The organism is Streptomyces sp. NPDC001714, from assembly GCF_042892755.1.
Classification (GTDB): domain Bacteria; phylum Actinomycetota; class Actinomycetes; order Streptomycetales; family Streptomycetaceae; genus Streptomyces.
The window spans coordinates 22,239-44,560 of record NZ_JBIAUL010000028.1 but is presented as its reverse complement, the minus strand read 5'-3'; the positions used below and the strand labels follow the sequence as shown (position 1 = coordinate 44,560).

General features: G+C 70.6%; 20 protein-coding genes and 2 tRNA genes. 11 read left to right on the top strand and 11 right to left on the bottom strand.

The window, feature by feature from the left end; all coding sequences use genetic code 11:
• Positions 1-108 precede the first annotated feature (108 nt).
• The 4 genes from ACFY0P_RS45450 to ACFY0P_RS45435 all read right to left on the bottom strand — a co-directional run bounded on the left by ACFY0P_RS45450 (position 109) and on the right by ACFY0P_RS45435 (position 3,424).
• Positions 109-774 (bottom strand): ATP-dependent Clp protease proteolytic subunit, encoded by a 666-nt coding sequence (locus ACFY0P_RS45450; RefSeq protein ID WP_189261441.1) that lies wholly within the window; start codon positions 772-774, stop codon positions 109-111.
• Positions 775-847: 73 nt separating this feature from the next.
• Complete coding sequence (locus ACFY0P_RS45445) at positions 848-1,453, bottom strand: ATP-dependent Clp protease proteolytic subunit (RefSeq protein WP_351500155.1); 606 nt, start codon at positions 1,451-1,453, stop codon at positions 848-850.
• Positions 1,454-1,765: 312 nt separating this feature from the next.
• Positions 1,766-3,160 (bottom strand): trigger factor, encoded by a 1,395-nt coding sequence (gene tig, locus ACFY0P_RS45440; RefSeq protein ID WP_388927933.1) that lies wholly within the window; start codon positions 3,158-3,160, stop codon positions 1,766-1,768.
• A 187-nt stretch (positions 3,161-3,347) separates the two neighbouring features.
• Positions 3,348-3,424 (bottom strand) — tRNA-Pro (locus ACFY0P_RS45435).
• Between the two features lie 186 nt (positions 3,425-3,610).
• Between ACFY0P_RS45435 and ACFY0P_RS45430 the strand changes: the two genes are divergently transcribed.
• Positions 3,611-3,681 (top strand) — tRNA-Gly (locus ACFY0P_RS45430).
• 201 nt (positions 3,682-3,882) lie between these two features.
• Here the strand turns inward: ACFY0P_RS45430 and ACFY0P_RS45425 are convergent.
• Complete coding sequence (locus ACFY0P_RS45425; RefSeq protein ID WP_089107496.1) at positions 3,883-4,077, bottom strand: hypothetical protein; 195 nt, start codon at positions 4,075-4,077, stop codon at positions 3,883-3,885.
• Positions 4,078-4,537: 460 nt separating this feature from the next.
• Here ACFY0P_RS45425 and ACFY0P_RS45420 point away from each other — a divergent pair, with 460 nt between their 5' ends.
• Complete coding sequence (locus ACFY0P_RS45420) at positions 4,538-5,668, top strand: acyltransferase family protein (protein WP_388927931.1); 1,131 nt, start codon at positions 4,538-4,540, stop codon at positions 5,666-5,668.
• 15 nt (positions 5,669-5,683) lie between these two features.
• Here ACFY0P_RS45420 and ACFY0P_RS45415 read toward each other — a convergent pair whose 3' ends face one another.
• Both ACFY0P_RS45415 and ACFY0P_RS45410 read right to left on the bottom strand, forming a co-directional pair.
• Positions 5,684-6,136 carry an HD domain-containing protein gene (locus tag ACFY0P_RS45415; protein ID WP_388927929.1) on the bottom strand — a complete coding sequence of 151 codons (453 nt, stop codon included), beginning with the start codon at positions 6,134-6,136 and terminating at the stop codon, positions 5,684-5,686.
• Between the two features lie 274 nt (positions 6,137-6,410).
• A complete protein-coding gene (locus tag ACFY0P_RS45410; RefSeq protein ID WP_388927927.1) occupies positions 6,411-7,574 on the bottom strand; it encodes a PP2C family protein-serine/threonine phosphatase in 1,164 nt (387 codons plus the stop codon).
• Positions 7,575-7,748: 174 nt separating this feature from the next.
• Here ACFY0P_RS45410 and ACFY0P_RS45405 point away from each other — a divergent pair, with 174 nt between their 5' ends.
• The gene (locus ACFY0P_RS45405) at positions 7,749-8,990 is read left to right on the top strand and encodes a GNAT family N-acetyltransferase (RefSeq protein ID WP_388927925.1); all 1,242 of its coding nucleotides are present in this window, start codon (positions 7,749-7,751) and stop codon (positions 8,988-8,990) included.
• On the opposite strand, the gene ACFY0P_RS45400 is transcribed toward ACFY0P_RS45405, so the two are convergent.
• Entirely contained in the window at positions 8,987-9,790 is an 804-nt protein-coding gene (locus ACFY0P_RS45400) for an Fpg/Nei family DNA glycosylase (protein ID WP_388927922.1), read from the bottom strand. The genes ACFY0P_RS45405 and ACFY0P_RS45400 overlap by 4 nt on opposite strands.
• Positions 9,791-9,938: 148 nt before the next feature.
• Positions 9,939-10,433: a ribose-5-phosphate isomerase gene (locus ACFY0P_RS45395; protein WP_388927920.1), complete on the bottom strand. Its 495-nt coding sequence runs from the start codon at positions 10,431-10,433 to the stop codon at positions 9,939-9,941.
• Positions 10,434-10,637: 204 nt separating this feature from the next.
• On the opposite strand from ACFY0P_RS45395, the gene ACFY0P_RS45390 reads away from it, so the two are divergent.
• A complete protein-coding gene (locus tag ACFY0P_RS45390; RefSeq protein WP_388927917.1) occupies positions 10,638-12,080 on the top strand; it encodes an amino acid permease in 1,443 nt (480 codons plus the stop codon).
• Between the two features lie 3 nt (positions 12,081-12,083).
• Here the strand turns inward: ACFY0P_RS45390 and ACFY0P_RS45385 are convergent, their stop codons facing one another.
• On the bottom strand, positions 12,084-13,775 hold the full coding sequence (locus ACFY0P_RS45385; protein ID WP_388928014.1) for a protein kinase: 1,692 nt from the start codon (positions 13,773-13,775) through the stop codon (positions 12,084-12,086).
• A 297-nt stretch (positions 13,776-14,072) separates the two neighbouring features.
• On the opposite strand from ACFY0P_RS45385, the gene ACFY0P_RS45380 reads away from it, so the two are divergent.
• Positions 14,073-14,804, top strand: coding sequence for an LPXTG cell wall anchor domain-containing protein (locus ACFY0P_RS45380; RefSeq protein WP_388927914.1), 732 nt, complete (start codon positions 14,073-14,075; stop codon positions 14,802-14,804).
• Positions 14,805-14,869: 65 nt separating this feature from the next.
• Here ACFY0P_RS45380 and ACFY0P_RS45375 read toward each other — a convergent pair whose 3' ends face one another.
• Entirely contained in the window at positions 14,870-15,454 is a 585-nt protein-coding gene (locus ACFY0P_RS45375; RefSeq protein ID WP_388927911.1) for a biotin transporter BioY, read from the bottom strand.
• A gap of 435 nt (positions 15,455-15,889) precedes the next feature.
• On the opposite strand from ACFY0P_RS45375, the gene ACFY0P_RS45370 reads away from it, so the two are divergent.
• From ACFY0P_RS45370 to ACFY0P_RS45345, 6 genes are all read left to right on the top strand, one after another.
• A complete protein-coding gene (locus ACFY0P_RS45370; RefSeq protein ID WP_388927908.1) occupies positions 15,890-17,098 on the top strand; it encodes an ROK family protein in 1,209 nt (402 codons plus the stop codon).
• A gap of 195 nt (positions 17,099-17,293) precedes the next feature.
• The gene (locus ACFY0P_RS45365; protein ID WP_388927905.1) at positions 17,294-18,361 is read left to right on the top strand and encodes an ABC transporter substrate-binding protein; all 1,068 of its coding nucleotides are present in this window, start codon (positions 17,294-17,296) and stop codon (positions 18,359-18,361) included.
• Positions 18,358-19,203 carry an ABC transporter permease gene (locus ACFY0P_RS45360; protein WP_388927901.1) on the top strand — a complete coding sequence of 282 codons (846 nt, stop codon included), beginning with the start codon at positions 18,358-18,360 and terminating at the stop codon, positions 19,201-19,203. The genes ACFY0P_RS45365 and ACFY0P_RS45360 overlap by 4 nt, the downstream gene beginning before the upstream one ends.
• The gene (locus ACFY0P_RS45355) at positions 19,179-19,892 is read left to right on the top strand and encodes an ABC transporter ATP-binding protein (RefSeq protein ID WP_388927898.1); all 714 of its coding nucleotides are present in this window, start codon (positions 19,179-19,181) and stop codon (positions 19,890-19,892) included. The genes ACFY0P_RS45360 and ACFY0P_RS45355 overlap by 25 nt, the downstream gene beginning before the upstream one ends.
• 130 nt (positions 19,893-20,022) lie before the next feature.
• Positions 20,023-21,363, top strand: a complete 1,341-nt coding sequence (locus ACFY0P_RS45350) for an LLM class flavin-dependent oxidoreductase (protein ID WP_388927895.1) — start codon at positions 20,023-20,025, stop codon at positions 21,361-21,363.
• A gap of 14 nt (positions 21,364-21,377) precedes the next feature.
• Positions 21,378-22,268, top strand: a complete 891-nt coding sequence (locus ACFY0P_RS45345) for a TauD/TfdA dioxygenase family protein (RefSeq protein ID WP_388927892.1) — start codon at positions 21,378-21,380, stop codon at positions 22,266-22,268.
• The last annotated feature ends 54 nt before the right edge of the window (positions 22,269-22,322 follow it).

Below are 22,322 nucleotides of genomic sequence, written 5' to 3'. Positions count from 1 at the left end.
CCGTACGGGCCCCCCTTGGCACGGTTCACTTTGACGTGCACCTTGCCGTGCGCGCGGTCAAACCGTGCCAAGGGCGGCAGAGAATACATTCTCTGCCCGCGGCCTCTGTCAGCGGACGTCGGCGTTGTTCATCTTCCGGGTGGAGATGATCTGGTCGACGATGCCGTAGTCCAGCGCTTCCTCGGCCGTGAGGATCTTGTCGCGCTCGATGTCCTCGCGGACCTGCTCGATCGGCCGGTTGGAGTGCTTGGCCAGCATCGTCTCCAGCTGGTCACGCATCCGCGTGAACTCCTTGGCGATGATCTCCAGGTCGGAGAGCTGGCCGCGGCCGGTGGAACCGGCCGGCTGGTGGATCAGCACGCGGGAGTTCGGCAGCGCCATGCGCTTGCCGGGCGTGCCCGCGGCCAGCAGGATGGCCGCGGCGGAGGCCGCCTGGCCCATGCAGACCGTCTGGATGTCGGGCTTCACGAACTGCATCGTGTCGTAGATCGCCGTGAGGGCGGTCATGTCGCCGCCCGGGCTGTTGATGTAGATCGAGATGTCCCGGTCCGGGTCCATCGACTCCAGGCACAGCAGCTGCGCCATGACGTCGTTGGCGGAGGCGTCGTCGATCTGGACGCCGAGGAAGATCACGCGCTCCTCGAAGAGCTTCGCGTACGGGTCGTACTCGCGGATGCCCTGGGAGGTGCGCTCGACGAAGCGCGGGATGACGTAGCGGGCGTCGGGCCGGGGCCCGTCGTAGCGGGCGTCAGCGGCGCCGGGAATGTTGCTCATGAGGGTGTTCACCGTCCTGGTGGCGTTCGGGGGGCTGGAGTCTCGGCGGAGCGTGGCGTGGCCGGGCCTGGGGTCAGGCGCCGGTGCCACCGCCTCCCGGAACACCGGAGGCATGCGTGATGATCTCGTCAATGAGACCGTACTCCTTGGCCTCTTCCGGGGTGAACCAGCGGTCGCGGTCGCCGTCGCGGATGATCGCCTCGACGGTCTGGCCGGAGTGCTGCGCGGTCAGCTCGGACATGCGCTTCTTGGTGCGCAGCAGGTACTCGGCCTGGATCTTGATGTCCGAGACGGTACCGCCGAGGCCCGCGGAGCCCTGGTGCATCATGATGTCGGCGTGCGGCAGCGCGAAGCGCTTGCCCGCGGCACCGCCGGTGAGCAGGAACTGGCCCATCGAGGCCGCCATGCCCATGGCGATGGTCACCACGTCGTTCGGGATGTACTGCATGGTGTCGTAGATCGCCATGCCGGCGGTCACCGAGCCACCGGGGCTGTTGATGTAGAGGTAGATGTCCTTGGCGGGATCGGCCGCGAGCAGCAGCAGCTGCGCGGTGATCTTGTTCGCGATGTCGTCGTCCACCTGCTGGCCGAGGAAGATGATCCGCTCACCGAGCAGCCGGTTGTAGACCTGGTCACCGAGGCCACCACCGATGGAAGGCTCGCCGGCGGCGGAGGGCATCAGATTCGTCACGTATCCACCTGCTCGTCTGTACGACGGCGCCGGGCCGTCTCACGTTTCCGTAGCCGGGGGCTTGGCTGCCCTCGTACTCATGGACCCTAACGCGATGGTCCCTTCGGGGAATCCCGGTAAGAGGGCTGTTCGCCGGGGGCGTAGCGCCGTTCGGGATGCGGTACGGGGGCGCGTGCGGCTGTGTGGGGGCCGCTCGCGCAGTTCCCCGCGCCCCTGGGTGGGCTTCCCTGGCGCATACGGCAAAGGGGCCCCCGGGATGGTCCCAGGAGCCCCTGTGCGCCGTTGTGGGCGCCGTAGGGCTCAGCCCTCGGTCTTGTCCTCGTCCGTGGCGTCGGCGGCCTCGGCGGCGGCCTCAGGGGCCTCCGTCCCGGTCTCGTCCTCGTCCTCGTCGTCCAGGTCGACGATCTCGCCGTTGGTGTCCTTCACCGTGGCGGCCTCGACCACGACGGCCAGGGCCTTGCCGCGGGCGACCTCGCCGACCAGGAGCGGGACCTGGCCGCCCTCGACGACGGCCTGGGCGAACTGGTCGGGGGACATGCCGGAGGAGGCCGCGCGCCGCATGAGGTGCTCGGTGAGCTCCTCCTGGTTGACGTTCAGCTTCTCGACCTTGACCAGCTCGTCGAGGACGAACTGGGTCTTGATGCCCTTGACCGCGGCCTCGCGGGTCTCGGCCTCGAACTCCTCGGCGGTCTTGCCCTGGATCTCGAGGTACTTCTCCAGGTCGAGACCCATCTGGCCGAGCTGGTGGTGCTCCAGGTTGTGCTTGCGGGTGTTGATCTCGTCCTCGAGCAGCTTCTCGGGGACGGGCACCTCGACGAGCTCCAGGAGCTTCTCCAGGACGCGCTCCTGGGCCTGCGTGGCCTGGTCGTACGTCTTCATGTTGGCGAGACGCTTGCGGCTGTCTTCCTTGAGCTCGTCCAGGGTGTCGAACTCGGAGGCGAGCTGCGCGAACTCGTCGTCCAGCTCGGGGAGTTCGCGGGCGGCGACCTGGGTGACCTTGACGGTGACCTCGGCCTCGCGGCCGGCCGCGGAGCCGCCCTTGAGCTCGGAGGTGAAGGTGGCCTCGCCACCGGCCTCCAGGCCCTTCACGGCGTCGTCGATGCCGTCCAGCAGCTCGCCGGAGCCGATGGTGTAGGAGACACCGCTCGCGATGCCGTCCTCCAGGACCTCACCGTCGACCTTGGCCTCCAGGTCGATGGTGACGACGTCGCCGTCCTCGGCGGCCCGCTCGACCGGGGAGGTGGAGGCGAAGCGCTCACGGAGCTGCTCGACCGACTTCTCGACGTCCTCGTCGGTGACCTCGACGGCGTCGACCTCGACCTCGATGCCCGTGTAGTCCGGGATCTCGAGGGCCGGGCGGACGTCGACCTCGGCGGTGAAGTTCAGCGTCTCGCCGTCCTTCAGCTCGGTGATGTCGACCTCGGGCTGACCCAGCGGGTTCAGCTCGGCCTCGTTGACCGCTTCGGTGTAGAACTTCGGAAGCGCGTCGTTGACCGCCTCCTCCAGGACCGCCCCGCGGCCGAACCGCTGGTCGATGACGCGGGCCGGGATCTTGCCCTTGCGGAAGCCCTTCACCGTGACCTGCTGGTTGATCTTCTTGTACGCCGCGTCGAGGCTGTCCTTGAGCTCCTCGAAGGGCACCTCGACAGTGAGCCGAACCCGGGTCGGGTTCAGGGTCTCCACGGCGCTCTTCACGGTTCGGTCTCCTTGTGGCTGACTTCTCGGGTTCTGCCGGTGCCAGAGGGGGCCCGGCGGAGTTTCGCCGCCCGGAGGAGTTCGTAGGCCGCCGAAGGGGGGCCGGGACACACGGGCGCGCAGCTTGCATAGTAACCGCAGCGGCTCAGCGCCCCAAAAGGCGATCAAGACGGACGCCGTCAGGTGGTGGTCGGGGTGGCGGGATTTGAACCCACGGCCTTCCGCTCCCAAAGCGGACGCGCTACCAAGCTGCGCCACACCCCGTTTCGGTGCGACACGTAGGGTACATGCCCGGGCTGCCTGCGTCGGCCGCTTTGTTCACCCGCATCGGCGTCGCATCCTCGTCGTGCCTCCGCCGCATCCCGGCGGCCCCATCACGTTGGCCTACGCGGCGGGCGACCCGCTACGATGCCTCCTGTGCCGCGGTCACCGACCTGCGGCGCGTGTCGTGCGGGCGTAGCTCAATGGTAGAGCTTCAGTCTTCCAAACTGACTACGCGGGTTCGATTCCCGTCGCCCGCTCTGCATCGCTCAGGCCCAGGTCACCGGTACATCACCCGGTGCCCTGGGCCTGAGTCGTCGTCGGGGCCGGATCGACGTCTTTCGCGCGTGCGGCCACTCGATCCGGTGACGTGACGGGATGCGGCGCAGGGCGTCGCCGTCGAGGGTGTGGCGTACGCGGCCGTTGCGGCACGGGCCGTGCGCCTCGGCCGCCCCCCGTGGTCAGAAGTTGATCGAGTTTATGGTCTGCGCCAGCGAGTCGAGGAAGCGCTGGATCGAGGGGGCCATCCCGGTCGACGCGAGGAAGAAGCCGAAGAGGACGGCGACGATGGCGGGGCCCGCCTTGATGTTCCCCCCTCTCATCATCACTACAAGGATGATCGCCAACAGCAACACCACAGACAGTGAAATGGCCACAACTGATCACACCCTCGGTCGGTCCGCTCTCCGGCCCGGGGGTACGGCCCCGCACCCCCGCCAGATCCATCGTGCCACCAACCCGGCCGCACTATGCGGTTCGTGACACAACGTCGACAACACACCGCACACCGACAACCGCCCGCACTGCAATTCGAGACGCCACCCGCCCGTAGATCCACAGCAATTGACGGACATGGTTTCCGTGTCCACACAACTCGCGCGCAGCCAATTCGAATTATTGACACAGGCACGGCAAGAAGCGCTGACCTGCGGACGTTATGCCCCAATTAGTAGGGATGAATGAGGACATCAAGGGTGTAAGTGCCGCATGGAACCGCATAGGCACAGGCATCGACTTCGGTAAATCACCCGGCGATCAACAGGCGACTGGCGTCGATTACCAGGATTCACATCGACGGTTTTACGAAATCCCACAGGCAACGCTAGGGTGCCTCAAATGTCTGACGCCGCCACGTTCCCCGGCCAGAACCGAACACCGCGTCCCCCGGCCCGTCCGCCGGCGGGCAGACCGCGCGACGCGTTCTTCGACAACGCCAAGTACCTGGCGATCGTGCTCGTCGCGATGGGTCACTCATGGGAGCCGCTGAAGGGCGACAGCCGCGTCCTGGAGGCGATCTACTCCGTCGTGTACGCCTTCCACATGCCGGCGTTCATCATCGTCTCCGGCTACTTCTCCCGGAACTTCGACATGCGCCCGGACCGGCTGAAGCGACTGGTCACCGGGGTCGTCGTCCCCTATGTCCTGTTCGAGACGGCCTACTCGCTCTTCCAGCGCTTCGTGGTCGGCGACTCCGGCCAGGACATCAGCCTGCTCGATCCCTGGTACCTGACCTGGTTCCTGTGCGCGCTGTTCGTCTGGCGTCTGACCACGCCCCTGTGGAAGGCGGTCCGCCACCCGCTTCCGGTCGCCTTCGGCATCGCGATGCTGGCGTCCGTGTCGCCGAGCATCGGTGACGACCTCGACCTCCAGCGGGTGCTGCAGTTCCTGCCGTACTTCGTGCTCGGCCTGTGCCTGCGGCCCGAGCACTTCCGGCTGGTGCGCCGGTGGCCGGTGCGGATCGCCGCGGTGCCGGTGTTCGCCCTCGCGCTGGCGTTCGCGTGGTGGTCGGTGCCGCGGATGAACACCGCGTGGTTCTACCACCGGGACTCCGCGCAGGAGCTGAGTGCGCCGTGGTGGTGCGGGCCGGTGATGGTGCTCGCCATGTTCGGCTGCTCGATGGTGCTGACGGCCGGCTTCTTCTCCTGGGTACCGGGCCGGCGGACGTGGTTCACGGCGCTGGGCGCGGGCACGCTGTACGGCTACCTGCTGCACGGCTTCGTCGTGAAGTACGGCGTCCACGCGGGCTGGTTCGACCCGAAGTGGCTGCACGGGCCGCTCGGCGAGATCCTCGTCACGGCGCTCGCGGGCGCGTGCGTGACGCTGCTGTGCACCCGGCCCGTGCAGCGGGTGTTCCGGTTCTCCATGGAGCCGCGGATGGACTGGGCGTTCCGGCGTGAGGCGGCGGAACCGGCCCGGGAGCGGGGGCGGGAGCGGGAGCCGCGCGGCCGGGAGATGGCGAACGCGTGACACCGCTTGTTCCGCTTACGCGGGGAGACCGAGGAGGGCGCGCATCCGGGCGTACTTCTCGGTCAGCCGTTTCCGGGTGTCCTCGTCCAGTACGGCGAGACGGCCGGGGTCGGCGTTGTGTGCGAGGTCGGCTTCCTTGACGAGGAGGGCGCCGGGGGTGGTGAGGATGCGGCGGGCGTAGGACTCGGGGGGCTCGCCGGGGTGTTTGGTGAGGGCGCGCACGATCGCCTTCGTGCGGGAGCTGAGGGCGGCCGTGTCCAGCCACTCCTCGGTCAGGGCGTGATCCTCGACGGCGTCGTGCAGCCAGGCGGCGGCGATCTGGTCCGGGTCGCCGCCGCGGGTGGCCACGCCGTGGGCGACCGCGGCGAGGTGCTCGGCGTAGGGTCGGCCGGCCTTGTCGGTCTGCGCCGCGTGGGCGGCTCGGGCGAGTTTCTCGACGTCGGCGAGGGAGAGCGGGGTCCGGGTCACGGTGCGAGTATGTCGTGGCCGGGGCGGGGGGTCCCACTTACCGGCGTTGGCAGGGTGCCGCCCACGAGCACCCGCGGCTATGCAGGAAGCGGCGGGGGCGGCCCCCCGTAAGGGGCGCGAGGAACTGCGCGATCAGCCCCCACACACCCGCAGGCAAGAACGCCCCGGCGCCGGGCGGCTGGGGCAGCGCCCCACAAGGGGCGCGGGGAACTGCGCGATCAGCCGCCGCGCGCCCGCAGTCGAGGACGTTCCGGTGCCGCCCCCGGCCCTCCGCTCATCTCGCCGCCTCCCGGCAGATCAGCAGCAGCGCCCTGTCGTCGTTGACGTCCTTCGCCACCGCCTCGATGAGGTGCCAGGCGGCGCCGTGGAAGCCGCCGGCGACGTAGCGGTCGGCCTCGCCCGTGAGGCGGTCTATGCCTTCCACGATGTCGCGGTCGGACGTCTCCACCAGGCCGTCCGTGAAGATCATCAGAACGTCGCCGGGGCGCAGGGAGCCCTTGACCGGGTCGAACTGGGCACCGTCGTAGACACCGAGGAGGGGCCCTTCGGCGGCCTTCTCCTCCCAGCGGCCGCTGCCGGCGCTGAGCTGGAGACCGGGCGGGTGGCCCGCGGAGTACAGCTCGTAGTCGCCGGAGTCGAGGTCCAGGACCAGGTGTATGGAGGTCGCGAAGCCCTCGTCCCAGTCCTGGCGGAGCAGGTAGCCGTTGGCTGCGGGGAGGAAGGCGTGCGGCGGGAGGGAGCCGAGGAGACCACCGAAGGCGCCGGAGAGCAGGAGCGCTCTGGACGCCGCGTCCATGCCCTTGCCGGAGACGTCGGTGAGGACGACCTCCATCGTGCGGCCGTTGTTCGTGCGGGCCGCGACCACGAAGTCGCCGGAGAAGGACTGCCCGCCGGCCGGCCGCAGGGCCATCTCGCGGTGCCAGCCGGGCGGCAGCTTCGGCAGCTTGCTCTGCACCCGGATGCGCTCGCGCAGGTCGAAGAGCATGGTGCCGCCGCGCCGCCAGGGGACGCCGACCCGGCTGCGGAACTGGGCGGTGAGCAGACCGAAGAAACCGCAGGCGGCCACGACGAGGACCACGCCCGGGGTGACCCGGGAGGGGCCCTCGGTGTAGGGGCCGAGCCGTACCGACTCCACGATCAGGGCGGTGGCCGCCGCCGCGTACAGGCCGAGCAGGCTCGCCGGGCGCAGCAGCAGGCCGCCCGCGACGATCGGCAGGACCAGCGCGGCCGGTGAGAACCAGACCGAGTTGGCGAGGGTCATGGCCGCGAGGACCGGGACGGTCAGGAGCAGGCCGATCAGGGCGATCCAGTCGGAGCCGTCGCCGCGGAAGTAGTCCACGGCGCTTCTGCGCACGCCGACGCGGACCCGGTGCCACTGCACTTTCCACCGGGCCGGGAACGTCTCGGCCTTCGCGCGCCGCTCTCGGTCTACTGCCATTAGTTCGGGACCCTATCCATCGGACCAGCTGCTTGGCACGGGAGGTCCCACTTGTCCCCCGTCCGAGGCTCAGCTTCGGGTGCGACTTCACAGTGAACTTCACCGGACGCCCCCGCGTCGCCGTCCGGGAGAAATTCGCTGGCTCGGCCTGCAGTGCCCTGGTAGGCATGGCGTATGGCGACCGAGCGTGCGACCGAGTTGAAGGTGCTGCGTCCCGAGGAGTTCGACGGGTGGTGGGACCACCTGGTGCGGGCCTTCGGCGCCGGTCCGGCTCCGGCCGAGGAGCGTGCGCTGGACCGGTCCCTGACGGAGTTCGAACGCTCGCTGGCCGTCTGGGACGGGTCCGAACTGGTGGGGACGTCGGGGGCGTTCCGGTTCCGGATGACCGTGCCGGGCGGTGCCGTGCTGCCGACCGCGGGGATCACCATGGTGAGCGTGGCCGCGACGCACCGGCGGCGCGGGGTGCTGACGTCGATGATGCGCCGACAGCTGGACGACATACGGGAGTGGGGCGAGCCGCTGGCCGCGCTGACCGCCTCCGAGCCGGCGATCTACGGCCGCTTCGGGTACGGCGCCGCGACCTTCCAACTGCACGCCGAGATCGACACGAGCCGGGTGACGCTGGACGTGCCGGCCGGCACCGGTGACGTACGGCTGCGGTACGCCGACCCGGCCGACGTCCTCGACGCGTGCGAGGCGGTGTACGCGGAGCTGGTGCCCCGGCGGCCCGGGATGCTGGCCCGGCAGCCCGGCTGGGAGCGGGCGGGGCTGCTGGACCCGGAGAGCGAGCGGGGCGGGGCGTCGGCGCTGCAGTGCGTGGTCGCCGAGCGGGACGGGAAGGTCACCGGGTACGCCAGGTTCCGTACGAAGATGGGCTGGTCGCCGAGCGGGCACGACGGCACGGTGTCGCTGGAGGACCTCGCCGCGCTCGACCCGGCGAGCGACGCGGCGCTGTGGCGGTTCCTGTTCGGCATCGACCTGATGTCGAAGCTGACGGTACGGGGGCGGCCGGTCGACGACGCCTGGCAGTACCAGGTCTCCGACATCCGGCGCTGCCTGACGCGGGTGCGGGACATGGGGTACGTGCGTCTCGTCGACGTCGGTGCGGCGCTCGCGGCGCGGACGTACCAGGCGCCGGTGGACGTGGTGCTGGAGGTGGCCGACGCCTTCTGCCCCTGGAACGCGGGGCGTTGGCGGCTGACCGGGGATGCCAAGGGGGCGTCCTGCGAGCGGACGACGGACACGGCCGAGCTGACGCTGTCGGTACGGGAGTTGGGGGCGGCGTACCTCGGTGGCGTGTCCCTGCTGTCGCTGGGGCGGGCCGGGCGGGTGGACGAACTGCGGCCGGGGGCGCTGGCCGAGACGTCGGTGGCGTTCGGCTCACCGGTGCTGCCCTGGCTGCCGCACGGTTTCTAGCGGCGCTGGCAGGTGGGGCACCAGAAGAGGTTGCGGGCGGCCAGGCCGGCGGTGCGGATCCCGGTGCCGCAGAGGTGGCAGGGCAGGTTGGCCCGGCGGTAGACGTACACCTCGCCGCCGTGGTCGTCCACGCGCGGCGGGCGGCCCATCGCCTCCGGGGTGTGCTCGGGCCGGACGGTGTCGATGCGGTTGTTCCGGACGCCCTCGTGCATGAGTCCGACGAGGTCGGCCCAGACGCTGTCCCACTCCGCCGGGGTGATGTCCCTGCCCGCGCGGTACGGATCGATCCCGTGCCGGAAAAGGACCTCGGCGCGGTAGACGTTCCCGACACCGGCGATGACCTTCTGGTCCATCAGCAGGGCGGCGATCGTCGTACGGCTGCGGGAGATCCTGCGGTACGCCGCGTCCGGGTCGGCGTCGTCGCGGAGCGGGTCCGGGCCGAGGCGGGCGTGTACGGCGTTCTTGTCGCCGTCGGCGATCAGGGCGCAGGTGGTGGGGCCGCGCAGGTCGACGTAGGCGGTGGGGTTCGCCAGGCGGAGGCGGACGGTGTCGGTGGCCGGGGGCGCGGGGGCGTCGCCGAAGGTGACCTTGCCGAAGAGGCCGAGGTGGATGTGGACCCAGTCGCCGTCGCGGAAGCCGAGGAAGAGGTGCTTGCCGTGGGCCTCGGTACGGGTGAGGGGGGCGCCGTCGATCAGTTCGGCGGCGTCGGAGAACTTGCCCTGCGGGCTGGTTGCCCTGACGGGCCCGGAGAGCCGACGGTAGTCCAGCGCGAGCCGGTGGATCGTGTGCCCCTCTGGCACTGAGGTGATTCCTTTCCCATCCGCCCACCCGACTCGGTCGGTGGAGAGGTGAACGTCGAAGGGCCCCACCGGGCGGCGCCCGTAGGCATGCGGGGAACCGTGCGACCAGCCCCCGCGCGCCCGCGGTCGAACGCCTGCCGGCCGTCGCCTACTGGTCGTCCCCGGACGGGTGGTGCGCCGGGATCGGCGGGAGGTCGCCCGTCGTCTCGTACGCCGACAGCATGTCGATGCGGCGGATGTGCCGCTCACCCTCGGAGAACGGCGTGTTCAGGAAGGTCTCGACGAACTTCGTCGCCTCGTCCTGCGTGTGCATGCGCGCGCCCACCGCCACGACGTTCGCGTTGTTGTGCTGCCGGCCGAGGGACGCCGTCTCCTCGCTCCAGGCGAGCGCCGCCCGCACGCCCTTCACCTTGTTCGCGGCGATCTGCTCACCGTTGCCGGAGCCGCCGATCACGATGCCGAGGGAGGCGGGGTCCGCCGCGGTCCGCTCGGCCGCGCGGAGGCAGAAGGGCGGGTAGTCGTCGTCGGCGTCGTAGATGTGGGGGCCGCAGTCCACGGGGTCGTGGCCCGCCGCCTTCAGCCACTCGACGAGGTGGTTCTTGAGTTCGAAGCCCGCATGGTCGGAGCCGAGATACACGCGCATGGGATGAGTGTGACATGGGCGTGAGCGCGCGGCAGGGGCGGGGCCGAACCCTGGAAATTGTGAGCAACACTACAGAACCTCAGGAAAACCTCAAGTAACGATCTGGATTCAAAGGTTCAGGAAACAGTCCACCTCCGTTTCACTGGACCAACTCGTACGCCGCTCGTACGAGAGCCCGCTCACCCGGCGCAAAGGATTCCCCCCATGACTGGCACCGGTCCCCAGGACGGTCTCCACGCAGGACTCAAGAACCGCCATCTGTCGATGATCGCCATCGGCGGCGTCATCGGCGCCGGCCTCTTCGTCGGCTCCAGTACCGGCATCGCCACCGCAGGCCCCGGCATCCTGCTGTCGTACGCACTCGTCGGCACGCTCGTGGTGCTGGTGATGCGGATGCTCGGCGAGATGTCCGCCGCGAACCCCACCTCCGGATCGTTCTCCGCGCACGCGGACCGCGCGCTCGGCCGCTGGGCCGGGTTCTCCATCGGCTGGCTGTACTGGTTCTTCTGGGTGGTGGTGCTGGCGGTCGAGGCGACCGCCGGTGCCACGATCCTGGAAGGCTGGATCCCGGCCGTACCGCAGTGGGGCTGGGCGCTCATCGTGATGGCGGTGCTCACCGCCACCAACCTGGTCTCCGTCGGCTCCTACGGCGAGTTCGAGTTCTGGTTCGCCGGCATCAAGGTCGTCGCGATCGGGGCGTTCATCGTCGTCGGCCTGCTGGCCGTGCTCGGCGTGCTGCCCGGCGTGGACGCCGGCAAGGCGGGCTTCTCCAACCTCACCGGCCACGGCGGCTTCCTGCCGCACGGGCCCGGCGCCATCCTCACCGGCGTCCTGCTCGTCGTCTTCTCCTTCATGGGCAGCGAGATCGCCACCCTGGCCGCCGGCGAGTCGGAGGACCCGCAGCGTGCGGTCACCAAGTCCACCAACAGCATCATCTGGCGGATCGGCGTCTTCTACCTCGGCTCGATCCTCATCGTCGTCTCGCTGCTGCCGTGGAACGACCCGTCCATCAAGGAGAAGGGCTCGTACGTCGCCGCCCTCGACTCCCTCGGCATCGCGCACGCCGGTCAGATCATGAACTTCATCGTGCTGACGTCCGTGCTGTCCTGCCTCAACTCCGGCCTGTACACGGCCTCCCGGATGGCCTTCTCGCTCGGCCAGCGGGGCGACGCCCCGAAGGCGTTCGCACGGACCACCGCCCGCGGTGTGCCGATGGCCGCGATCCTCGCGTCCGTGCTGTTCGGGTTCGTCGCCGTCTTCTTCAACTACAAGTTCCCGGACTCGGTCTTCCTCTTCCTCGTCAACTCCAGCGGCGCGGTGGCCCTGTTCGTCTGGCTCGTCATCTGCTTCTCGCAGCTGCGCATGCGGAAGATCATCCAGGCCGAGGCGCCGGAGAAGCTCGTCGTGAAGATGTGGCTGTACCCGTACCTGACCTGGGCGACGGCCGGCCTGATCGTGTTCGTGCTGGGCTACATGCTGACCGACACGGAGGGCGAGAGCAGCGGTCGTACGACCGTGCTGCTCTCGCTGCTGGTCGCGGCGGCGGTGATCGTCGTCGCGGTGGTGAAGCAGAAGGTGGCCGGTGGCCGTGCGGACCAGGCGGAGCAGGCGGTCGCCGAGGCCGCCGACCAGGTGTCCGTCGGCTGATCCTCACAGCAGGGTGAAGCTCCCCTTCACCTTCTCGTACGTCCGCACGGCCTGGGCTTCGACGGCCGGCTGGTACCAGGTGTTGATCTGGTACGACTTGCCGCCGGCGTCGAAGCCCAGCAGCCGTGCGTGCCAGGCGGTGCCCCTGAGGGTGAAGGTGTACTCCCAGACCACCGCCGGGTGGCCGCGGAAGGTCGTCTCGGCCAGCCGGATCTTGGTGTAGTCCTGGCCCTGGTGGGCGCTCTGTTCGGAGGCGCGCCAGCTGTCCATGAGATTGCCGCGGGCGAGCGAGGACCTGGCGACGAGTTCCTGGCGGCCGTCGGGGGAGGTGTAGTGGACCTCGGCGCCCGTCTTCACGTCCCTGCGCCAGCCGGTGGGCGGCGCCCAGGCGAAGCCGCCGGCCTCCTCGTGGGTGCCGGGCGGGAGGGAGCGGGGGCGGGCGGTGCCCGCCACGGTGGCCGACGGGTCGGTTGTGACTGAGGGGGTTGAAGAGGTCCCGGTCGCTGTGTCCTTGTCGCCGCCGCCTGTGGTGGTGAGGAGGATGACGAGGGCGGTGGTCACGGAGGCGATCCCCAGTACGGCGAGGAGAGTTGTGCGTTTGGGGGCCTTGCGGTGGTGGGTCGCCGCGGGTGCGGTGTGGCTGGTCGCGCCGTTCCCCGCGCCCCTGACGGGGCGCTGAGGTTCGGGGCGTTGCCATGCGGGGCCCACCTGAGGACGGGTCGGGAGCGTCGGGCCTGTCGAATCGCTCGACGGGGTTTCCGAGCGGACCTCCGCACGGGGTTCCGAGGGGGCCTCTGTCGACGCGCTGACCGGCGGAGCTGCTTGTATCTCCGTCGGCAGCGGCTGCGGGCGCTCGTCCTCGGGGGCCGGAAGGTGCACCACGTACGCCGGGGTCGGGCGTTCCGGCGGTCGCGGGGCGGGATGGCGCTCCGTCGGGGTCTGGGCCGGGTACGCCACCGGGTGCAGTTCCTGCTCCACCTCCGCCAGTGCGGGACGTGCCGTCGGTTCCTTCTCCAGCAGTGCTGCCAGCAGGTCGTGCAAGGGGCCTGCCGTGGCCGGGATTTCGGGCTCCTCGTAGAGGACGGCGTGCAGGGTCGCCAGGGTGGTGTCGCGGGAGAAGGGGGAGCGGCCGCCGAGGGCCGCGCACAGGGTCGCGCCGAGCGACCAGAGGTCGGACGGCGGACCCTGCGGGCGGCCGGAGACGCGTTCGGGCGCCATGTAGTCGGGGGAGCCGACGAGCATGCCGACCATGGTGAGCGCCTTGGCGTCCTGGATCGCCGCGATTCCGAAGTCGGTCAGGACGACCCGGCCCGCGGCGTTCTCGACGAGCACGTTCCCGGGTTTGATGTCCCGGTGCAGCACTCCCCCGGCGTGCACCTGGCGCAGCGCCGCGACCAGGCCGAGGCCGATCCGGGCCGCCGCACGCGGGCTCAGCGGCCCCTCCTCGGCCATGATCCACTCCAGGGAGCGGCCGTGGACCAGCTCCATGACGATCCACAGGCGTTCGCCCTCGTCGACGACGTCGTAGACCCGTACCACGTTGGGGTGGTCGATCCGGGCGGTGGCCCTGGCCTCGCGCAGGGTGCGTTCGCGGCGGGTGCGGGTGTCCTCGGCGTCGAGGCCGTCGATCCGCATCTCCTTGACGGCGACCTGCCGGTCGAGCGTCTCGTCGGCGGCCCGCCACACCCGGCCCATGCCGCCCTGCCCGATGCTCTCGGCCAGCCGGTAGCGGCCGGTCACCAGCAGCCCGGGAACCCCACCCTGCCCCGCGCTCTCCGAACTCCCTGCGCCAACCGAATTCCCTGCGTTCTCCGAATTCTCTGATTTACCTGAATTCCCCGGCAATTCGCTGCACCCCCTCAACGACCGCCCCTGCTGACACGCAATGGTCACACTTACGGCCGTACCAGCATAGTGCGGAGAAATCTTGTGGTACCTCTTCAAGTGACCGCGAATTCAGGCGCGGTCCAGGGGGTTGCAAGGGGGACGAACATGAGTTCTCGTCGTACGGCCCGGCGACTGGCCGTGGTCACGGGATCGCTGGTCACGGCAGCTTTCTCGGCCGTGACGATCCTGCCGTTCACGGCCGTCGCCGATGACCAGGGACCGGGAAGCAGCAAGGGGGGAAAGGCGGTTGACCAGGCACCGGACGGTGTACGGCTGACGACCACGCTGCCCGAGAAGATCTCGGTCGACAACAGTTCGCAGAAAACGGCGATCACCGCCACCGTCAAGAACGAAGGAACCAAGGAAAGCGACGACATCAGGCTTTTGGTGGTCGGTTTCGACGGCCTGAAGGTCACCGGCGTGCAGGGCTGCGCCGCCGTCGCCGAGAAGGATCTGCCGGCCGGTTCGAACAGCGCCTTCAGCTGCTCCGTCGGCACGCTCGGCGCGGGCAGGTCGAAGTCGTACGCGGTCGACGCCACGTTCGACCTCGGAAAGACCGGGAAGATCTGCCTGCCGGTGCAGAGCGCGGACGGGAAGAAGACGTTCTGGCAGCAGGGCCCGGTGCCGTTCGGTACGACGAACCCGTCGCCGAACGCCCCGGCCACCCCACTGCTGCTCGGCACCGACAACAAGCCGGTGGGGCCGAGCGGCGACCAGCTGCCGAAGACCGGCGCGGGGAGTGACGTGCTGCCGCTCGGCGCGGCCGGCGCGGCGCTGATCGCGGCCGGGGCGGCGGGGGTGTGGTGGTCGCAGCGGCGGCCGCGGCAGCGGTCGTAGCACCGCGTACGACAGTGGGGCCCCGGGTGCCGAGGCATCCCGGGCCCCGCTGCGGTGGTGCGGGGTCAGCGCTTGTCGACGAGCTTCCACGCCGTGGGCACCGCGCCCATCGCCAGGGCCGCCTTCACCGCGTCGCCGATCAGGAACGGGGTGAGGCCGGCCGCGATCGCCGCGGACGCGGACATGCCGGCGGCGTAGGCGAGGTACGGCACGCCGATCGCGTAGATGATCGCCTCGCCGAGCAGCATCGTGCCCGCCATGCGCAGTACGCCGCGGTCGGCGCCGCGCCGGGCCAGGGCGCCGACGACGGCGGAGGCGAGCATCATGCCGAGGATGTAGCCGAAGGAGACCGAGACGCCGGAGGTGCCGCTCGCGAACCACGGCACGCCCGCCAGGCCGGCCAGCGCGTACAGGGCGAGGGAGAGCAGGCCGCGGCGGGCGCCGAGGGCGGTGCCGACGAGCAGGGCCGCGAAGGTCTGGCCGGTCACCGGGACCGGGGAGCCGGGCACGGGGACCGCGATCTGGGCGGCGAGGCCGGTGAGCGCGGCGCCGCCGGCCACGAGGGCCACGTCGCGCACCCGGGACGCGGGCAGGAGGTCGGCGAGGACGGTGCCGGTGCGGGTCGACGCGGCGGCGGTGGCGGTGCTCATGGGGACTCCGCGGGGTGGGGGCAGGCAAGGGACACCGTGACGCTATCCCGGGCCGTCTGAGCCGGACACGTCAGCGATCGACAAAGGCCGGAAGCGGCGCTTGGTGGGCTCCCCACAAAGGGTGTGGGTTACACGCGGTACGGGGTGACGCCGATCACTGAGGCAGAGATGTTTCAGTCACGTCAACGGCGTTGAACAGGCCTGTGGAGTTCCACCAATCGAACCCTAGCGGTCTGGTGGGATTCAAGGTTTCTGGCCTACGCTTCCGGACATGGTCGCCCAGTCCCTGAACCTCACGTCGCGTCGCTATGTCGACCTGCGACGCCAGGGAGCTGCCACCTGTCGCCGTACGCCCTGAGGCCGCGCGGCGGGAGACCGGTCCGGCGCGCCTCGACGTCCGAGACGTGTCGGCCCCGTTCCCGAGGACGGTTTCCCATGCCCCGTACCGCGGCACCCCCGCTCACCTCCGCGCCCCGCGACCGGCGGCGGACCAGCGCCAGTGTGGTCCTCCGTTCGGTCCTCGAGCACGGGCCGGTCGCCCGCTCCACCATCGCCCGGCTGACCGGGCTGTCCCCGGCGTCCGTCACCGACTACTGCGCCCGCTTCACCGAACTCGGCCTGATCCGGGAGACCGAGGCGCCGCAGCGCGGCCGGGGCGTGGGCCGGCCGCACGTGCCGGTCGACCTGGACGACTCGCGGTTCGTGGTCGGCGGGGTGCATGTGGCCGTGCGGTACACCACGGTCGCGCTGCTCGACCTGCGCGGCCGGGTCGTCGTACGGCGGGAGCTGAAGCACCGGGACACCGACCCGCGCGGGGTGCTGGCGCGGGCCGCCGCCGGGCTCGCCGCGCTGCTCGACGAGGTGCCCGGCAGCCGGCCGCTGGGCGTCGGGGTCGCCGTCGGCGGCTGGGTGGACCGGGACTCCGGGAGCGTCGTCGAGCACCCCCTGCTGGGCTGGCGCGAGGTGCCGGTGCGCGAGCTGCTCGGCGCGCACACCGGGCTGCCGGTCCATGTGGACGGGCACGCGCGGGCGTTGGTCAACGCGGAACGGCTGTTCGGGCGGGCCCGGGGCAGCCGGAGCGTACTGCACCTGTTCGTCGGGAACGTGGTCGACGCGGCCTTCGCCACCGGCGAGGAGGTGCACCACGGCCCGCGCTCCCAGGCCGGCACGATCAGCCATCTCCCGGTGCCGGGCGGCACCGAGCCCTGCGACTGCGGACGCACCGGCTGCCTCCAGGTGGAGCTCAGCGAGCGCACGCTGGTGCGGCGGGCCCGGGCGGCCGGGGTGACGGACGGCGCCAATCCGATGGACGTCCTCGCGGCGGCCGGGGCCGGTGATCCGGCGGCCGCAGAGCTGCTGGTGGAGCGGGCGCGGCTGACCGGGCGGGCGGCGGCGCTGCTGCTCGACGTCCTCAACCCGGAGAGCGTGGTCGTCACCGAGGTCGGGGTGCTGTACCGCGAGGACTGTCTCGCCGCGCTGCGGGAGGCGGTGGGTGCGGAGCGGGCGGCCGTGGTCGCGCCGACCAGCTTCCGGGAGTCGGTGCTGGCGGTGGCGGGCGGTTCGGTGGTCCTCGACGTGCTGTACCGGGACCCGCTGAGCGCCTCGCACGCCCCGGCTCCGACCCTGTCACCAGAGCTTATTTAATTCAGAAACTCGGAATATTGACAGCCGTCGTCGACGGCAAGGAACATCCTTCTCATGACCTGTCGCACCCTCTGTTGCTGACGTCTTGACGCGCCCCGGGCGCGCATTTCCCTCTGCGTGAGATCTCTCTTTCCGGCCTTCTGTCGCCGGGAATTCGCCCTGCCTTTCTGCTGCTTTTCTCCCCGGAGCACTCCCATGCCTTCTGCGTCCCCCTCCGGCATCGACCGCCGGCTCTTCCTCACCTCCCTGCTCGGCGCCTCGGCGGCCGTGGCCGGGCTGAGCGGCTGCGCGGGCGGCAGTGCCGCAGCCGACACCGCGGGCGCCTCGACCGCTCCGCTGGCCGACAAGGTCCCGGCCGGCACCAGCCTGAAGATCGCCTCCTATCTGGGCCAGCAGCAGTTGCAGTTCAAGCTGGCGAAGCTGCCCGCGCTGCCGTTCACCGTGTCGAGCTGGGTGAACATCGGGGCCGGTCCCGACGTCATCAACGCGTTCCGCGCCAAGTCCCTGGACCTCGCCAACAACGCGGGAATTCCGCCGATCCAGGCGCACTACCAGGGTTTCGCCGCAAAGATCGTGGCGATCGAGCTGACCCGCAAGCCGAACTACCTGTTCGCCACCAAGCCCGGCAGCGCCATACGCACGGTCGCCGAATTCAAGGGAAAGAAGCTCGCCTTCTCGCAGGGGCAGGCGCAGGGTGTCGTACTGCTGCGGGCGCTCAAGGAGGCCGGGCTCGCCTACGACGACGTGAAACTGGTCCCGCTGACCAGCAACCAGTTCCTCACCGCCCTGCAGTCCGGCCAGGTGGACGTGGCCCCGCTGGCCAACTCCCAGGCGCCGGCCTACCTCCAGCAGTACGGCTCGAAGGGCGCGCACACCATCGCCACCGACGTCGTCGACCTGCTCAACCTGCTGTGGGCGCCGCAGGCGGTCCTGAACGACAAGGCCAAGGCGGCCGCGGTCGCCGCGTACATCCCGCAGTGGGCCAAGGGCCTGGTCTGGCAGTGGGAGAACCCGGGCACCTGGAACGAGGAGTTCTACGTCAAGACCCAGAACCTGACCCTCGCCCAGGCCCAGGGCATCAGCAGGCTCGCCAACAAGCCGCTGTTCCCGCCCAGTTGGGACGAGGCCATCAAGTGGGAGCAGGAGACCGCCGACCTGCTGGCGGAGGGCGGGTTCGTGAAGAAGACCGACGTCTCCTCGCTCTTCGACCACCGCTTCGAGTCCATCGCCGCCAAGGCCGTACCGGCGGAGTACCGGAAATGACCGCCGTGACCACCGGCACCGTGCCGGTCCCCGTCGCGGCGGACGAGGCGCACCGGGTCCGGCCGCGCCGCCGGCTCTCCCCCGGCCGCCGGCTGCCCGCCGCCCGGCTGGCCGGTCCGCTCGTCGTCCTCGCCGCCTGGGCGATCGCCTCCGCCGCCGGGCAGCTCGACCCCGGTGCGATCCCGGCGCCCTGGACCGTCCTGGACACCGCCGTCCACCTGTGGACGGCCGGGACGCTGCGCACCGACATCCTGACCTCCGTGGAGCGGGCCGGGTACGGCTTCGCGATCGGTCTGACCGCCGGGGTGCTGCTGGCCCTGGCCTCCGGGCTCACCCGCACCGGCGAGGCGCTGATCGACGGGACCGTGCAGATCAACCGGGCGATCCCCACCCTCGGCCTGATCCCGCTGTTCATCCTCTGGCTGGGCATCGGAGAGACCTTCAAGATCGCCATCATCGCGATCGTCGTCTACATCCCCATCTACCTGAACACGCATGCCGCGCTGTCCGCCATCGACAGCCGGTACGTCGAACTCGCCGAGGTGCTGGACCTGTCGAGGGTCCGGTTCATCCGGGAGGTCGTGATCCCCGGCGCGCTGCCCGGATTCTTCGTGGGGCTCCGGCTCGGCGTCACCGGCTCCTGGCTCGGCCTGGTCGTCCTGGAGCAGATCAACGCCACCAGCGGCCTCGGCTACATGATGTTCCAGGCCCAGAACTACGGGCGCAGCGACATCATCCTCGTCGGCCTGCTGATCTACGGCGTCTTCGGCCTCGTCTCCGACACCGTGGTCCGGATCATCGAACGGAGGGTGCTGTCGTGGCGCCGCACACTGAGCAGCTGACCCGCCCCGCCGTGCGACTCCGGGGCCTGACCCGGTCGTTCGGGGACCGTACGGTCCTCGACTCCGTCGACCTCGACCTGCCGGCCGGGCAGTTCACCGCCCTGCTCGGGCACAGCGGTTCCGGCAAGAGCACCCTGCTGCGGGCGGTCGCCGGGCTCGACCACGGGGTCACCGGCAGCGGGGAACTCACCGCGCCGGAACGGGTGTCGGTGGTCTTCCAGGACTCCCGGCTGCTGCCCTGGCGGCGGGTCCTCGACAACGTGGTGCTGGGCCTGGAGGGCAAGGACGCGCTCGACCGTGGCCGCGCCGCGCTCGAAGAGGTCGGCCTCGGCGGCCGCGAGCGGGCCTGGCCGGGCGAGCTGTCCGGCGGTGAGGCGCAGCGGGCCGCGCTCGCCCGGTCCCTGGTGCGCGAGCCCGAACTGCTCCTCGCCGACGAGCCGTTCGGCGCCCTGGACGCGCTCACCCGGATCAAGATGCACCACCTGCTGCGCGAGCTGTGGAAGCGGCACCGCCCGTCCGTGCTGCTCGTCACCCACGACGTCGAGGAGGCGATCGTCCTCGCCGACCGGGTGCTCGTCCTGGAGCGGGGCCGGATCGGTCTCGACCTGACCGTGGACCATGACCGGCCGCGCGGTGAGTACCGAGGCCGCCTGCTGGCGGCGCTGGGCGTCACGGAGGACGTCGCGTGACCGTCCGCCGGGGGCCGCGCCCCCGGACCCCCGCTTCGGCCTGAACGGCCTCGTCCTCGAACTCCCCCGGAGGGGGACCCCCGGACGGGCTGAAAGACACCCACCGGCGCTGAACAGCAAAGGACCCCGTATGACCCGCCGGCTCCACCTCAACGCCTTCCTCATGAACACCGGTCACCACGAGGCCTCCTGGCGCCTCCCGGAGAGCGACCCGTACGCGCACGTCGACCTCGCGCACTACGTCGGGCTCGCCCGGACCGCCGAGCGCGGCACCTTCGACTCCCTCTTCCTCGCCGACGGCCCGCACCTGTGGGGCAGCGTCGGGCAGCGGCCCGCCGGGGCCCTGGAACCGCTCACCCTGCTCACCGCGCTGGCCACGGCCACCGAGCACATCGGCCTGATCGCCACCGCCTCCACCTCCTACAACTCCCCCTACAACCTGGCCCGCAAGTTCGCCTCGCTGGACATCATCAGCGGCGGCCGGGCGGGCTGGAACATCGTCACCACGGCGGGGGCGGAGGCGGCCCGCAACTTCGGTATCGACGAGGAGCCCGCGCACGCCGAGCGGTACGCGCGGGCCGCCGAGTTCCTCGACGTGGCCCTGAAGCTCTGGGACAGCTGGGAGGACGACGCGATCGTCGCCGACAAGGCGGCCGGCGTCTGGGGCGACGACGCGAAGATCCACCCGCCCCGGCACCGGGGCACGTACTTCCGCGTCGAGGGCGCCCTCAACGTGCCCCGCAGCCCGCAGGGTTACCCGCTGCTGGTGCAGGCCGGGTCGAGCGAGGACGGCAAGACGTTCGCGGCCCGGTACGCCGAGGCCGTGTTCACCGCGCAGCAGACCCTCGAGGAGGCGCGGGCGTTCTACGCCGACCTGAAGTCCCGAACGGCCGCGGCGGGCCGCGACCCCGACCACATCAAGGTGCTGCCCGGCATCGTCCCCGTCATCGGCTCGACCGAGGCCGAGGCGCGGGCGGAGGAACAGCTCCTGGAGGACCACATCGTGCACCGGCACGGGGTCGCCAACCTGGAACGGCTGCTCCACGTCCCGGTCGGCACCCTGGAGCTGGACGCCGAACTCCCCGCCGATCTGCCGCCCGAGGACGCCATCGAGGGTGCCAAGAGCCGCTACACCCTGGTCGTCGGGCTCGCCCGCCGCGAGCGGCTCACCGTACGGCAGCTGATCGGCCGGCTCGGCGGCGGCCGCGGGCACCTGACCTTCGCCGGAACACCCGAGCAGGTCGCCGACGCGATCGAGACCTGGTTCACCCGGGGCGCCGCCGACGGCTTCAACATCATGCCGCCCGTGCTGCCCTCCAGCCTGGAGACCTTCGTCGACCACGTCGTACCGATCCTGCGCGCCCGCGGCCTGCTGCGCACGGACTACGGCCCGCGCCGGACCCTGCGGGAGCGCTACGGCCTCCCCCGCCCCGCCAACCAGTACGTCACTCCCGCACTCGCCACCGCCTGAAAGGACCACCCCGCATGTCCATCGAGATCCGCAAGGTCACCGCGAACATAGGCGCCCAGGTCCTGGGTGTGGACATCGCCAAGCCGCTCGACGAGGAGCAGGTCGCCGCGGTCCGCGAGGCCCTGAACGTCCACAAGGCCCTGGTCTTCGACGACGTCCACCTCGACGACGAGGGCCAGGAGGCCTTCGCCCGGCACTTCGGCGACCTCACCACCGCCCACCCGACGGTGCCCGCCGTCGACGGCGCCCCGAACGTGCTGCCGGTCGACAGCGAGCGCGGCCGGGCCAACCACTGGCACACCGACGTGACGTTCGTCCTGAACCCGCCCCAGGCCAGCACCCTGCGCTCCCTCACCGTCCCGCCGTACGGCGGCGAGACCCTGATCGCCAGTTCGGCCGCCGCCTACCGCGATCTTCCCGAGCCGCTGCGCGCGCTGGCCGACACGCTGTGGGCGGAGCACACCAACGACTACGACTACGCCGTACCGGACGAGGAGATCGACGCGGAGAAGGCCGCCCAGCGCGCCCAGTTCACGTCGATCAAGTTCCGTACGGTCCACCCGGTCGTCCGGGTGCACCCGCTGACCGGTGAGCGCGGCCTGTTCATCGGCGGGTTCGCGCAGCGGATCGTCGGCCTGTCGAAGGACGAGTCCCGCCGGATCCTCGATCTGCTCCAGGCGTACGTCACCCGCCCCGAGAACATCCTGCGCCACCGCTGGTCCCCGAACCAGCTGGTCCTGTTCGACAACCGCATCACCCAGCACTACGCCGTCGACAACTACGACGGCCTGCCGCGCCGCCTCAACCGCGTCACCGTCGCCGGTGACATCCCGGCCGGCATCGAGGGCAAGGAGAGCTACTCGATCGAGGGCGACGCCTCGCATTACACGTCCGTAGCCGTGTGACCGCGGTGCGTTGACGACGCGTCCGCTCCCGCGAGGCCCTCACGTGACCACACG

Bases quoted from the DNA above. Each gene is read 5' to 3' on its own strand.
- ACFY0P_RS45445 (WP_351500155.1), bottom strand. From the start codon at position 1,453: ATGCCCTCCGCCGCCGGCGAGCCTTCCATCGGTGGTGGCCTCGGTGAC.
- ACFY0P_RS45360 (WP_388927901.1), top strand. From the start codon at position 18,358: ATGACCGCCGTGACCACCGGCACCGTGCCGGTCCCCGTCGCGGCGGAC.
- ACFY0P_RS45410 (WP_388927927.1), bottom strand. From the start codon at position 7,574: ATGGCAGTAGACCGAGAGCGGCGCGCGAAGGCCGAGACGTTCCCGGCC.
- ACFY0P_RS45420 (WP_388927931.1), top strand. From the start codon at position 4,538: ATGTCTGACGCCGCCACGTTCCCCGGCCAGAACCGAACACCGCGTCCC.
- ACFY0P_RS45395 (WP_388927920.1), bottom strand. From the start codon at position 10,433: ATGCGCGTGTATCTCGGCTCCGACCATGCGGGCTTCGAACTCAAGAAC.
- ACFY0P_RS45380 (WP_388927914.1), top strand. From the start codon at position 14,073: ATGAGTTCTCGTCGTACGGCCCGGCGACTGGCCGTGGTCACGGGATCG.
- ACFY0P_RS45450 (WP_189261441.1), bottom strand. From the start codon at position 774: ATGAGCAACATTCCCGGCGCCGCTGACGCCCGCTACGACGGGCCCCGG.
- ACFY0P_RS45390 (WP_388927917.1), top strand. From the start codon at position 10,638: ATGACTGGCACCGGTCCCCAGGACGGTCTCCACGCAGGACTCAAGAAC.
- ACFY0P_RS45405 (WP_388927925.1), top strand. From the start codon at position 7,749: ATGGCGACCGAGCGTGCGACCGAGTTGAAGGTGCTGCGTCCCGAGGAG.
- ACFY0P_RS45365 (WP_388927905.1), top strand. From the start codon at position 17,294: ATGCCTTCTGCGTCCCCCTCCGGCATCGACCGCCGGCTCTTCCTCACC.
- ACFY0P_RS45370 (WP_388927908.1), top strand. From the start codon at position 15,890: ATGCCCCGTACCGCGGCACCCCCGCTCACCTCCGCGCCCCGCGACCGG.
- ACFY0P_RS45345 (WP_388927892.1), top strand. From the start codon at position 21,378: ATGTCCATCGAGATCCGCAAGGTCACCGCGAACATAGGCGCCCAGGTC.
- ACFY0P_RS45375 (WP_388927911.1), bottom strand. From the start codon at position 15,454: ATGAGCACCGCCACCGCCGCCGCGTCGACCCGCACCGGCACCGTCCTC.
- ACFY0P_RS45350 (WP_388927895.1), top strand. From the start codon at position 20,023: ATGACCCGCCGGCTCCACCTCAACGCCTTCCTCATGAACACCGGTCAC.
- ACFY0P_RS45385 (WP_388928014.1), bottom strand. From the start codon at position 13,775: ATGGGCCGGGTGTGGCGGGCCGCCGACGAGACGCTCGACCGGCAGGTC.